At 62.6% G+C, this 13,474-nt stretch carries 12 protein-coding genes; all 12 read left to right on the forward strand.

All coding sequences use genetic code 11. The features are described 5' to 3' along the window. A partial coding sequence (locus IH971_08950; GenBank protein MCH7497966.1) for a hypothetical protein occupies window positions 1-142 on the forward strand: 142 nt, incomplete at its 5' end. 72 nt (window positions 143-214) lie between these two features. Next, on the forward strand, window positions 215-1,789 hold the full coding sequence (locus tag IH971_08955; GenBank protein ID MCH7497967.1) for a GAF domain-containing protein: 1,575 nt from the start codon (window positions 215-217) through the stop codon (window positions 1,787-1,789). Window positions 1,790-1,809: 20 nt separating this feature from the next. Then, a complete protein-coding gene (selA, locus tag IH971_08960) occupies window positions 1,810-3,219 on the forward strand; it encodes an L-seryl-tRNA(Sec) selenium transferase (protein ID MCH7497968.1) in 1,410 nt (469 codons plus the stop codon). 38 nt (window positions 3,220-3,257) lie between these two features. Continuing rightward, complete coding sequence (selB, locus tag IH971_08965; GenBank protein MCH7497969.1) at window positions 3,258-5,075, forward strand: selenocysteine-specific translation elongation factor; 1,818 nt, start codon at window positions 3,258-3,260, stop codon at window positions 5,073-5,075. A 145-nt stretch (window positions 5,076-5,220) separates the two neighbouring features. Further along, complete coding sequence (locus tag IH971_08970) at window positions 5,221-5,958, forward strand: hypothetical protein (protein ID MCH7497970.1); 738 nt, start codon at window positions 5,221-5,223, stop codon at window positions 5,956-5,958. A gap of 127 nt (window positions 5,959-6,085) precedes the next feature. After that, a complete protein-coding gene (gene mutS / locus IH971_08975) occupies window positions 6,086-8,671 on the forward strand; it encodes a DNA mismatch repair protein MutS (protein ID MCH7497971.1) in 2,586 nt (861 codons plus the stop codon). A 23-nt stretch (window positions 8,672-8,694) separates the two neighbouring features. Continuing rightward, window positions 8,695-9,690 carry a hypothetical protein gene (locus IH971_08980; protein MCH7497972.1) on the forward strand — a complete coding sequence of 332 codons (996 nt, stop codon included), beginning with the start codon at window positions 8,695-8,697 and terminating at the stop codon, window positions 9,688-9,690. Between the two features lie 150 nt (window positions 9,691-9,840). Further along, window positions 9,841-10,704 (forward strand): YicC family protein, encoded by an 864-nt coding sequence (locus IH971_08985; GenBank protein ID MCH7497973.1) that lies wholly within the window; start codon window positions 9,841-9,843, stop codon window positions 10,702-10,704. Further along, on the forward strand, window positions 10,701-11,261 hold the full coding sequence (gene gmk / locus IH971_08990; protein ID MCH7497974.1) for a guanylate kinase: 561 nt from the start codon (window positions 10,701-10,703) through the stop codon (window positions 11,259-11,261). The genes IH971_08985 and gmk overlap by 4 nt, the downstream gene beginning before the upstream one ends. Further along, window positions 11,258-11,554 (forward strand): DNA-directed RNA polymerase subunit omega, encoded by a 297-nt coding sequence (locus IH971_08995; GenBank protein ID MCH7497975.1) that lies wholly within the window; start codon window positions 11,258-11,260, stop codon window positions 11,552-11,554. The genes gmk and IH971_08995 overlap by 4 nt, the downstream gene beginning before the upstream one ends. Beyond that, on the forward strand, window positions 11,551-12,276 hold the full coding sequence (locus tag IH971_09000; protein MCH7497976.1) for a uracil-DNA glycosylase: 726 nt from the start codon (window positions 11,551-11,553) through the stop codon (window positions 12,274-12,276). The genes IH971_08995 and IH971_09000 overlap by 4 nt, the downstream gene beginning before the upstream one ends. A 30-nt stretch (window positions 12,277-12,306) precedes the next feature. After that, window positions 12,307-13,474: replicative DNA helicase (gene dnaB, locus IH971_09005; protein ID MCH7497977.1), on the forward strand; the 1,168-nt coding region annotated here is incomplete at its 3' end.

Here is a 13,474-nt window from a genome sequence, read left to right on the forward strand (position 1 = left end):
CTCAACACTGGCCGGCACCATCGCCGACCGCTGGGACACGGCCGCCATATTCCTGGTCATGGGCCTGCTGTTGCTGCCGGCTGCGCTGGTGGGCCTGCTGCTCTATCGGAGTCGCAGCTCGGTTTCCATTGATTCCCGGTGAGACGCAGTCTATATTATCGTAGCTATGGCGCCTTCTGCTGATCCGCATCCGCCCGACGGTAATTCCCCGGATTTGGCCACCCGTCTGGCCACCCTGGAATCTGATATGTCCAGGCTCAACGATATCGGCATCGCCCTCTCCAGTGAAAAGAACCTCAACCGGCTGCTGGAGACCATCGTCACCGAGGGGCGCAGCTTCACCCATTGCGACGCCGGGACCCTCTATCGCGTGCACCAGAAGAAGCAGGTCCTCACCTTCGAGATCATGCAAACCGAGTCCACCGGCTATTATGCCGGCGGCACCACCGATGTGAAGATCACGGTTCCCCCGGTCCCCTTGAAGATCGACGGGCAGCCAAACTTCGCGAACGTGTCCGCGCACGTGGCACTGTCCAAGGAGGTGGTGAACATCCCCGATGTCTACGAGGCCGAGGGCTTTGACTTTACCGGCCCCAAGAAGTACGACGAGCTCACCGGGTACCGCACCCAGTCCATGCTGGTCATACCCATGACCGACCACACCGACAAGGTGCTCGGCGTGCTGCAGCTCATCAACGCCCTGTCTCCCGAAGGGGAGCGCATACCCTTCGACGAGAAGTATGAGGCCATGGTGCGTTCGCTTGCCAGCCAGGCGGCCGTCGCCATTAACAACGCACAGCTCATCAAGGACATCGAGAATCTGTTCAAATCGGTGGTGCACTACACGGTCAAGGCCATCGATGCCCGCTCGCCCCACACAGCCGGCCACTCCAGCCGGGTGGCCAAGCTCAGCCGCCGCATCGCCGAGGATATTAACCTCCAGACCAGCGGCCCCTTTGCCGACCTGCACTACTCGGACGACCAGCTGGAGGAGATCTGGATTGCCGGGATCATGCACGACGTGGGCAAGATCGGCGTCCCCGAGGATGTGCTCGAAAAGCGGAACAAGCTGGACGGCGCCAAGTACACCGTGGTGCTCGATCGCCTGCAGAAGATCAAGGAGCTGGCGATTCTCCGGGCACAGCTGCGCAACAGCACCAACGGCCACGCCCAGGACTATCAGGATGAACAGCTGGCCGCTGAGTTGCAGGCTTTGGAGGAGGACCACGAATTCATATTGTGGGTGAACAAGCCGGGCTTTCTGGCCCCTGAAAAGAAGGAGCAGCTGGACGGCATTGCCGCCAAGACCTTTATTGATGGGGAGGGCCATGAGCAACCCTACCTCACCGAAGAAGAACTGTTGAACTTCTCGGTGGTCAAGGGCAACCTCACCGATGAAGAGCGGAAGACCATCCAGTACCACGTGGTGGCTACCGACAAGCTGCTGCGCAAACTGCCCTTCACCGATAAACTCGCCAACGTCCCCCTGTATGCCGGCAGCCACCACGAATGGCCCAACGGCAAAGGCTATCCGAAGGGGTTGTCCGGCGACGAAATTCCCCTGCCGGCAAAGATGATGTGCATTGCCGATGTCTGGGATGCCCTCACGGCACAGGATCGGCCCTACAAGCCCCCCATCCCACCCGAGAAGTCGAAGCAGATTCTCCTGAGTGGCGCCGAGCATGGTGAGTTCGACAAGGACATCGTGGAGCTCTTTATCAACCATCAGCTGTGGGATAAGAAACCGGGCGAAATCGTCGAATTCCCTGAAGAGCATGCCGAGGTCTGATAACGGCCTCCGCCCGCGGAATGGCTGAGCCGGCCCCGGGAGTCCGTGCGGCTCTCCAGTCCCTCCCTTCCGTCGATGACCTGCTCACTGCATATCCCCCTGAAAACTACCGCATAGCCCATCCCCAAGCGCGCGCCGCCATCCGTGGTGTGTTGTCGGCTGTGCGGGAGCAAATCCGGTCCGGCGACGTGCTCACGAATCCGGCTGTCACGGTGAAGGCCGGCGTGCACCGAGAGCTGCAGGCACTCGCCAGGCCTCGGCTGGCCCCGGTCCTCAACGGTACGGGTGTGGTCCTGCATACCGGCCTGGGGCGGGCGCCGCTGAGCAATGCCGTCCTGGACCGTGCCTTCTGCTCCCTCGGCGGCTACGCCACTCTGGAGCTGGACCTGGCCTCGGGCAAGCGGGGCCAGCGGCTGGCCCTGGTGGACGGCTTCTTCAAAGCGCTCACCCCAGCCGAAGGGGCCGTCGTAGTGAACAACAATGCCGCCGCCGTGCTGCTTATGCTGAACTCGGTTGCCGATGGCAAGGAGGTGGTTGTGAGCCGGGGGCAGCAGGTGGAGATCGGCGGTTCTTTCCGCATGCCCGATGTTATTGCCAAGGCCCAGGCCATACTGGTTGAGGTGGGTACCACCAACCGTACCCACCTGTCCGACTACAAGCAGGCGCTCACCCAAAACACCGGTGCGGTGCTCTACGTGCACACCAGCAACTACCGGGTCGAGGGCTTCACCAAGGCCGTGCCCATCACCGAGCTGGCCGCGCTCACCAAGCAGAAAAAACTCCCCCTGCTGGTGGACCTGGGCAGTGGCAGCCTGACGGAAACTCCCATTGCCGGTCTCCCGGGAGAGCCCAGCATCGGCACGATACTTAAGGCTGGCGCTGACCTGGTATCCTTCAGCGGCGACAAACTGTTGGGCGGCCCCCAAGCGGGGATCGTGCTGGGCCGCGAGAAATGGCTTCGGCGGCTGCGCAAGAACCCGCTGTACCGCGCCCTGCGTTGCGACAAGGTTACGCTGGCGTTGCTTGAGCAGACGCTGCGGACCTATGCCGACGCCGACACCTTCGGCCGCGACAATCTGGCGCTGCGCCTGCTGAACCGCAACCGGGCCGAACTACGCTCCCAGGCCGAGGAATTGCTGGGCCGCCTGTCGGATGAGTGCCGCGCTGGGGGCAGCCTCCAGGTGGTGGACAGCACCGTGGAGGCCGGGAGCGGATCCCTGCCCCAGGTGGACATTCCCAGCGTAGCCCTGGCAATCACCCGCCAGGAGACCAGCCCGGGCGAACTTGCCCGGCGGTTGCGCCTTGCCAGCCGGCCGGTGGTGGGCTACGTGCGCCGGGGGCAATACTATATTGATCTGAAAGCCATTCCCTGGGAGCAGAACGACCTTCTGGCCGCGTCCCTGGAGGAGGTTTTGCCATCGGACAGGTAGTCATCGGCCTGGCCGGCCACATTGACCACGGCAAGACCATGCTGGTGCAGGCCCTCACCGGGGTGGACACCGATACCCAGCCCGAGGAAAAGCGCCGGGGCATGACCATCGATATCGGCTTCGCCTTCCTCACTGAAAATATCACGCTGGTAGACGTGCCGGGGCACGACCGGTTTATCAGGAACATGGTGCGCGGGGTCGCCGGTATCCACCTCGGGCTGCTGGTGGTTGCAGCCGATGACGGGGTGATGCCGCAGACCCGGGAGCACCTCCAGATTCTCCGCTTCCTGGGCGTCCCGCGTATCTGCGTCGCCGTGACCAAAACCGACCTGGTGGAGGCCGACTGGCTCGGGCTGGTGGAAGCCGACATCGGAATGCTGCTGGCGGGAACGCCCTACCAGGGCAGCCCGGTTGCGCGGGTCTCCGCCGCCACCGGCGACGGCGTGGAGGTGCTGCGCCAGACCCTGCTGGAGGCGGCTGAAGCGGTGCCCCAGTGGGTGGACCGGGGCTTTTTCCGCCTGCCCGTTGACCGGGTCTTCAGCCTGAAGGGTTTTGGCACCGTGGTTACCGGCACCGTCACCAGTGGCGCCGTCAAAATGGGGGACCTGCTGGAACTGGTGCCTGGCCGGCGGGCGGTGAAACTGCGGGGCATCCAGAGCCACGGGGCCGATGTGGAAGGTGTTGCCCTGGGGGACCGGGCGGCCCTCAATATTGGCAACCTCTCCACGACCGATCTCTCCCGGGGCGAGCAGCTGGCTACGCCCGGCTATGTGGCCACCACCCGCGCGCTGGCGGTGACCCTTACCCTGCTGGATGACGCCCCGCCCCTGCCCCACAACCACCCTGTGCGTATCAACGTGGGTACGGCTGAAGTGATGGCGCAGATCAAATTTCCGGGTGGCGGTAAGCTGCAGCCGGGCAGCGCGGCAGGCGCCATCCTGAACCTGCGGGGGGTGGCACCCGTGACCGTCGGCGACCGCTTCATCCTGCGGAGTTTCTCGCCGGTGGCCACCATCGGTGGCGGCACCGTTCTGGATGTGGAACTGCCCCCGCGCTGGAAGGAGCGCAAGCGGTGGCTCAACGCCCTGTCCACGGTCGAGGACGAGCAGCGCCTGCCCGTACTCATCGCCAGCGCCGGGGCGCGGCCCTTTACACTTCAAACGTTGGTCTACAGGCGGAGCCACTCCCCTGAGATCCTACGGGGTTTGCTGCCCGGTGACCTGGTGACCCTGGGCCGCAGCGAAGACCCCTGGCTGCTCATGCCCCAGCAAGCCGCAGACCTCACCAGGGAGATACTTGCTGCGGTGGCGTCCCATCACCAGGCCCAGCCCTACAGCAAGGGAGCCAACCGGGAGCACATCCGCCAGCAGGTGCGGAGCGAGGAGCGCTTTCTGGAGCAGTGGCTCAGGGAAATGGTGGCGCGCAGCGAGCTGGCGGTGGAAGGCGAGACCTGGCGCCTGCCGGGCTTTTCCATTCAGCTCACTGATGACGATACGGGTCTGCTGGACCGACTGGTGGCTACGGTGAAGGACCAAGGCTTTGCCACCGAATACCTGGAGGAGCTGGCCACCCGTCTGGAAGCGCCCGCGGAGCAGCTGCGCACGCTGGTGGCCTTGGCCGAAGACCGGGGCAAACTGGTGCGGATCAGCCGGCGCATGGTGCTGCACCCCGATGCCACGCAGCGGCTTATCACGGGCGTTCAGGAGCACTTCCGGGAGCAGCGCGAGCTTACCGTGGCCGATCTGAAGGCTCTGACGGGCACCACCCGCAAATTCGCCGTGCCACTGCTGGAGTATCTCGACCAGCAGGGCCACACGGTAAGGGTGGGCGACAAGCGGGTGCAGCCCGATGGGTAGGGGGAAAATTCTGAATCTTCGGCGGCTAGGACCGCTCGTTACCTTGTTGTTGCTGTCTGTCAGCTGCCGGGAGGACACGCCGCCCGAGCCTTACTCCTATCCGCTCCATGAGGGCAATCGGTGGCACTATGAGCGAAATACAGTCATGATTTCTTATGCCGATACCCTTAATCCCGGAAATATCGACTCGAGTCGGTCCATATCCGCCGAGGCTTTGGTTACTGTGATGGGAGAGGTGTTGTTGCGCGACGGATTCCCCGCCTACGAGCTCAACGGGATTGCGTACTTCGAGACCGAAGATGGACTCGACACAAGCCAGGGTGCTTCCTACTACCGTCAGGAGAGTAATGGACTCTACTTAATTGGCTACCTGGGTGGCGGCACCATTGCCCTGCCGAAGGAATCACCGGATATGATGCCATCGGCAAGCTATGTGTTCAGAGGCCGGAAATTCGCTACCCTGAGAGCGTTATCCGCCTGGCTGCAGCTGGACATCCTGGGCGGTGCGCGGACAGCTTCCGATTCGATTTATTACGAGGATCCGCCCCCTAGGGTGATTCCCTACCCGCCTGATGTGGGCACCACTTGGACCTACCGCGAAGACCACAATCCTTTCCGGATGGACAAGGTGATTGAAGGGCAGGTCGAGTTGACGGTGCCAGCCGGTACATTTGAGTGTTTCACCGTCAGGTGGCTCTGGGACTTTAATTCTGACGGGGAGTGGGATACGGACATTGAGGCCATCGACTATGTAGGGGCAGGGGGTCTGATAAAACGAGAGATAAACGTCACCGGCGTAAAATGGCAAGATGTGAACGGCGATCTACATTGCTGCCGTGATTACCGTGATTCTTATCTTCTGTTGAGTGTGTCGATTGAATAGCCGCAGGCCAGGCCAAACGTTTTGAGCGCGCACACATTACCGGGTCGGCTGCCGATCGTGAGAATGATCTTCCCCCGTGGCTAAAGCCAGCACCCTAACTAAGCCCACCGCCGCAACCACCCCCCTCATGCGCCAGTACCGGGAGGCCAAGCGGGCCCACCCCGATGCCCTGTTGCTGTTCCGCATGGGCGACTTCTATGAGACTTTCGAGGAGGACGCCAAGATCGCGGCCCAGGTGTTGGGTATTGCCCTCACCAAGCGCTCCAACAAGGGCCGCGCCGCCGGCCCGGGCCCCGCCAGCGATATCCCCCTGGCCGGATTCCCCTATCACGCCCTGGACGCTTACCTCCACAAGCTCCTCACCGCAGGTTACCGCGTGGCTATCTGTGAGCAGGTGGAGGACCCCAAGGAGGCCAAGGGGCTGGTCAAGCGGGAGGTGGTGGAGGTGGTGACGCCGGGCACCGCCCTGGCCGAGCGCTACCTGCAGCGCGGCGAGAACAACTATCTGGCCGGGGTCTACCTGGCCGGCGAGCGTGCCGGTCTGGCACTGCTGGACAATTCAACGGGCGAGTTTACCCTGGAGGAACTGCCCCTGGCCCGCCTGAGCGACAGTGTCCACCGTTCCGAGCCCACGGAAATTCTATTGGCCGAGGGACAGCAGGAACAGGTGTTGGCCCTGCTGGGCAACACCGCCGCCTTGATCACCACCTACCAGGACTGGATCGCCGAGCACGACAACGCCACCGATGAGCTCACCCGGCACTTTGGCACCGCCTCGCTGAAGGGTTTCGGAGTGGAGGAGCACCCCTTGGGCGTGTCGGCGGCGGGCGCCGTGCTGCACTACCTGTATCAGAACAGCCCCGGCCCCAAAGCCCACATCGCCAGCCTCACGGCCATCCAGGATCAGCGCTTCATGGGGCTGGACCCCTTCACCGTCCGCAACCTGGAGCTGTTCCACTCGCTGTCCACCCAGGGCACCCACGGCACCCTCATCTCCGTCCTGGACCGCACCCACACCGCACCGGGAGCCCGGTTGCTCAAGCAGTGGCTCAAGGCCCCCCTCCAGGACCGCCCGGCCATCATCGAGCGCCTGGACCGCGTGGCGGAACTGGAGGCCGATGGCGCAGCCCGCAAGGAGGTGACCGAACTGCTCAAGGGCAGCAGCGACGTGGAGCGCATTCTGGGGCGTGTCTCCGCCCGCCGGGCGTCACCCCGCGACCTGGCTAACCTGGCGGCCAGCCTTGAGATTCTTACGGGCGTGGCGCTGTTGTTTACCGAAGCCGGGCACCCCGCGTTGTTACGTCTGGTCCAGCGGCTGCACGATACGACCGAGCTGGTGACACTTGTCCGCACGGCGCTGGTGGCGGAGCCGCCCGTCAATATCGCCAAGGGTCACACCATCCGCGAGGGCTACCATGCCGAACTTGACGAGCTCCGCCAGCTGGCCGGCAGCGGCAAATCGTGGATTGCCAACCTGCAGCACGAGGAGCGCGAACGTACCGGCATCCCCAGCCTGAAGGTGGGCTACAACAAGGTGTTCGGCTACTACCTCGAAGTCACCCGGACCCACCAGGACAAGGTGCCCGAAAACTACATCCGCAAGCAGACCCTGGTGAACGCCGAGCGCTATATCACGCCGGAGTTGAAGGAGTACGAGGAGCAAGTCCTTACGGCGGAGGACCGCATTCAGGCGCTGGAACGGGAGCTGTTCGAGTCGCTTCAGCAGGCCGTGCTACTGCAGGCACGAGCGGTGTTGGAGAACGCCCGCATCATGGCCATGCTGGACATCGGCGCCGCCCTGGCTGAGGTGGCGGAGCGGCAGAAATATGTGCGGCCCGAGCTCCTTGACGAGCCGCTGCTGAGTCTTGAAGCGGCCCGCCATCCGGTGGTGGAGACGCTGCTGCCCCTGGGCGAGGCCTTTACACCCAACGACCTGGAGATGAATCCCGCGGATAGCCAGATCCACCTGCTCACGGGTCCCAACATGGCCGGCAAAAGCACCTTCCTGCGGCAGGTGGGGCTGCTGGTGGTGATGGCCCAGATGGGCTCCTTCGTCCCCGCCTCAGCGGCCCGGCTGGGCGTGGTGGACCGCCTTTTCACCAGGGTGGGCGCCAGCGACAACCTGGCCGGTGGCGAGAGCACCTTCCTCGTGGAGATGGTGGAAACGGCCCGCATCCTGCACAACGCCACCCCCCGCAGCCTGATTCTGCTGGATGAGATCGGCCGGGGCACCTCCACCTACGACGGTCTCGCCATTGCCTGGGCGGTCATTGAGTACCTCCACCAGCACGCCCGGGTGGCCGCCAAGACCCTGTTTGCCACCCACTACCATGAGCTGGTTGCCCTGGCCGAGGCGCTGCCCAGAGTAAAAAATTTCAACGTTGCCGTTCGCGAGCATGGACATGAGGTGGTGTTCCTGCGTAAGATTGTGCCTGGCGGGACCGACCGCAGCTACGGTATTCACGTGGCCAGGATGGCCGGTCTGCCGCCCAAGGTCATCGAGCGTGCGGGGGAGATTCTGGCCACCCTGAGCGACCGGGATCAGGGGCCCGCCGCCATCAAGGTCCAAGCCGTGGAGCGCACCCAGATGGATATTTTCAGCGCCCAGGAACAAGCTCTCAGCTCCGACTTTAAAGCTATCGATATCGACTCCCTGAGCCCCATCGAAGCCCTGAACTTGCTGGACAAGATGAAAACCAAACACGGCCTGTGATCGCTTTGCGGCATTGGCTTTTGATGCTCCTGTGGGCCGTGCCGCCGTGGCTGGCGGCCCAGGACAAGTACGGAGGCGAGCTGTTCGAGTTTCCAGGCGATGCCCAGAGCGTGGCCATGGCCGGTGTGGGGGTGGCCCGCAGCCACGAGGCCGCCACCGGCTTTTACAATCCTGCCCAGCTGGCCCTGGTCAGCCAGCCCAGTATCATGCTGGCCCATCGCGAGCAGTTCGGTGGCATCGTCAGCGCCGACCTCCTGGCCATCAATCTGCGGGGAACCTCCGAGCTGGCGGTGCAAGTGGGTCTCGTGCGTCGGGGCGTGAACGACATTCCCGACACCCGGGAGGCCCTTCTTGACCTGAACGACGATGGGGTGCTGGACGATAACGAGCGCCTGGATCCTGATAAGATCCGCTACTTTGATCAGCGTGAGTGGGGCGTCCTGCTGTCGGTGGCCCGGCGCCATCAACCTGGCTGGGGCTGGGGTGTGAATGTCAAACTGTTGGGCAACTGGCTGGCGGATGAATTGGGTTTGGGCTTGGGTTTCGACCTGGGCATTCGGCGCGATCTCAGCCCGGCCCTGTCGTTGGGCCTCATGTTGCAGGATATCACCACCACCCAGGTCTACTGGAGCACTGGCCGCTGGGCCACCACCGCACCACGGGCTACCGCCGGCCTGGGCTGGCAGCTGACCCTCCCCATTGTGCAATGGCACCTCGCCCTGGAGGGCGAGCTCACCACCCGCTTTGATGGTCTGCGTCTGGAGCAGGCCTTTGCCCTGGGGCCGGCCAGTGTGCTCATGCGGACGGGCGGCGAACTGGCCATTAATGACAACCTGCGGCTGCGGGCCGGCAGCGCCACGCTGTTTCCCCTGACCCTGGGCGCCGGACTCACTTTTTCAGCTTTCAGCCTGGATTATGCCTATGTGGGCAACACTCGGGCCGGCGTATTCCAACCGACCCACCAGCTCTCCGTGACGCTGTTTCTGGAGACACTGCGTGAGCTCCTTGAGGCCGGCTAGCGTCAACGAGCGAAACGCGAAGGGCCAGAACTGCTACGATGGCCTATCTGTAACTATCTTAAGGGGTTATCCTGTTATGATTCATTGCTTATCGGATCGAATCGTAGTAGTTTCGATGGCAAATTTTAGGGCTGGTTAGTGATTATCAGCATGACCGGATATGGCCAAAGCCAGGTCAGCCGAGAGGGCGTAACCCTGACAACGGATATCCAATGTCTCAACAGCCGCTATTTTGACATGTCTGCCAGGCTGCCCAGAGCGATTCAAAACCAGGAGATCCAGCTGCGCGAGCAGCTCCAGGCAGCCTTGGGCCGCGGAAAGGTCAATCTCACCGTGGCGATCACGCTCAGCGACAACGCGGAGCCGGCCCTGAAGCTGAATCGCGCACGGTTGCAGCAGTACTACGATCTGTACCGTCAAATTCAGGAGGAACTGGGATTGGAACAGGGACCCTCCCTGTCACATTTTGCATCGGTGAGCGACATCATCGCCGTGGACCAGGTCGAGCGCGACGACCTGCTCAAAGAGCTGCTGGGGGAGGGTCTGCAGACGGCTCTGGACCAGGTCAATGGGATGCGGCGGAAAGAAGGGGCCAACCTGGCTGCCGACCTCAAGGCACGACTGGAGCTTATCCGCGCCGAGGTGGAGGCCATTGAGGCGCAGACAGCCGAACATCGGGCGGGCGACTTGGAACGGCTGAAAGTCCGGCTGAGTGAACTGTTGGGGAAGGTCGCCTTGGACGAGTCGCGGCTCCTGCAGGAGGTGGCCATGCTGGCTGACAAGCGCGATATTGCGGAGGAATGTACCCGGCTGAGGAGTCACATGGAGCTCTTCCAGGACTACGCCGATGATGACGACCACACCGGCAAGCGGTTGGGCTTCCTGCTCCAGGAGATGGGGCGCGAGATCAACACCCTGGGCTCGAAAACCGATCATATCGACATTCGGCACGCCGTTGTTCGGATCAAGAGCGAATTGGAGAAAATGCGCGAGCAGGTGCTAAACATCATATGAGTGCCGGTTCGCTGGTGGTCATTAGTGCGCCATCGGGAGTTGGGAAGACCACCATTTGCCGATTGCTGCAGGCGGCGCACCCTGATTGGCGTTTTTCGGTGTCGGCCACCACCCGCCCCAGGCGCTCCAACGAGGTCAACGGCTCGGACTATACCTTCATCTCTGACGAGGAGTTCGACGCCTACCTGGCCGACGGCTTGTTTGTGGAGTGGGAGGAGGTGCATGGGTATCGCTACGGGACCCTTCGCGCGTCATTGCAGAAGGCCCAGGAAGCTGGACATCCGCTGCTCCTGGACGTCGATGTCAGGGGCGGGGTAAACATAAAGCGGGAGTACCCAAAAGACACCGTGGCCATTTTTGTCGTGCCGCCCGATGAGGAATCCCATCTTCAGCGGCTGCGGCAACGGGGCACCGAAAACGAGGCCAGCATCCAGAAGCGACTCTCGCGGATGGCCGAAGAGATGGGCTACAAAGACAGTTATGACCACGTGGTGGTCAACGATGACCTCGAGCGGGCGGTCAAAGAAATTGAAACAATCATCAGGGAGAAAATATGAAAGTAGAGACCTTGTCCTTCCAGGAAATTCTAAAGCGTGTCCCGGACATATTTGAGGCGGTTGTCGTGGCCGGTCAGCGTGCCGGGCAGATCAATGGCCGGCGGGCTGCAGAGCGCGTGGACTATGAGATCGATGAGTACGAAGACGATTATCCCATGATGGATGAGATTGACGAAGACTATGAGGAGCTGGACAAGGCCATCACGCTGGCCATGGGCGACTTCATGGATGACCGCCTGACGTGGCGCTATACGACCCCTGACGACGACGAGGCGACCACGCCCGAAAAATGAGCCGCCCGCCCCTGGCCGCGCCCCCCGGTGCCGATGCCGCCGCCCGTTATCTCCAACGTCACAGCCTACTCTTTGGAGACCGGCTTTTCCTCGACAAACCGGTGACCGCCGGGCCGCAGCCACGACCAACCCCGCCGGGTGGCGATGGCTCCACCTTGGCACAGTTCGAAGAGGCTATCTGCCAGTGCCAGAACTGTCCCCTGGGGGCCACCCGGACAAAGTTTGTCTTTGGCGTGGGTAATCCGGCTGCGGACCTGGTCCTGGTGGGTGAGGCCCCCGGTGTCGAGGAAGACCGCCGGGGGGAGCCGTTTGTGGGCCGGGCGGGGCAGCTGCTCGACCGGATTCTGGGGGCCATCGGGCTCACCCGTGAAGAGGTCTACATCTGCAACATTCTCAAGTGCCGTCCGCCCAATAACAGGGACCCCCTCACGGCCGAGGTGGCCGAATGTCTGCCCTACCTGAAGCGGCAGCTGCAGATTATCCAGCCCAAATTGATCGTCGCCCTGGGCCGGGTGGCGGCCCGACACCTTTTGGGACTGGAAGACACATTGAAAAACATGCGCAAACAGATTTACTCCTACGAGGGGGTGGAGCTGCGGGTGACCTATCACACCGCCGCGCTGCTGCGCAACCCCAGCCTCAAGGCCGCCGCGTGGGAGGACTTCCAGGCTATTCGGGACCGCTATCGTGAGCTCGCCAATGCTCCCGTGGGACTGGGCTAGCCTTGTGCGGCGATGAGTGCAGCTAGCGGCATGAGTGCCAAAAAGGTCAAGGCCGGCGATTCCAACGGCGAGCTGCGCTTACCGCCCCAGAACCTGGAAGCCGAGCAGGCGGTTCTGGGCGCTATACTGCTAGCTTCCAAGGCCCTGGACCGCGTCATACCCTTCCTGTCGCCCAATTCATTTTACAAGGAAGCCCACAATCGCATTTATGACGCCATGCTGGAACTGCAGACCCGGGGTGATCCGGTGGACACACTGACCCTTTCCAATCATCTGAACAAGCAGGGCGCCTTGGACGGGGTGGGCGGCGCCTACTACCTCACCGGCCTGGCCGAAGGCCTGCCGTCGGCCGCCAACGTTGAGCACTACGCCGATATCGTGCGGGAAAAGCACGTGCTGCGGGAAATCATTGGGGCCGGCAACGCCCTGGTCTCCGAGGCTTACCAGGGCGAATCGGAGCCCAATGAGCTGCTGGATGATGCCGAGCACCGCCTCTTTGACCTGCAGCGCCGGGCGAGTGGCGTGAAATCGGTCGCTATTGAACCGATCATGCACAATACCATGACGCGAATTGACAAGCAGCATCATGACCGTAAGGGAGCGTACCTCGGCCTGCCCTCAGGATTTGAAGACCTGGACGAAATGACCGACGGCTTCCAGCGGTCCGACCTGGTTATTGTGGCCGGGCGTCCGTCCATGGGCAAGACGGCGTTCGCGTTGGCCGTGGCCCGCAATACGGCCAAGAAATTTGGCCACAAAGTAGGTATTTTCAGTCTGGAAATGTCGGAGTTCCAGGTGGCGCTTCGTCTTTTGACGGCCGAAGCCAAGATCGACTCTCACCGGCTCCGCCGGGGGCGGCTGGGCAAGCAGGACTGGCCTAAATTATCCCGAGCTGCGGGGGCTCTGTCGGAGCTACCCATCTATATTGATGACACGCCCGGTCTGAATATCCTGGAACTGCGCTCGCGTATCAGACGTCTCAAGGCTGACTATGGCATCGAAATGGCCATCATCGACTACCTGCAGCTGCTGTCGGGGCATGGACGGTCCGAGAACCGCCAGCAGGAGATTTCCGAAATGACCCGCTCGCTGAAGGGCCTGGCCAAGGAGCTCGATATCGTCATCGTGGCCCTGTCGCAGCTCTCCCGCGCCCCCGAGCAGCGGTCCGGCAAGGACAAGCGTCCCATCATGTCCGACC

Source organism: Candidatus Neomarinimicrobiota bacterium (assembly GCA_022560655.1).
Classification (GTDB): domain Bacteria; phylum Fidelibacterota; class Marinisomatia; order SCGC-AAA003-L08; family TS1B11; genus JADFSS01.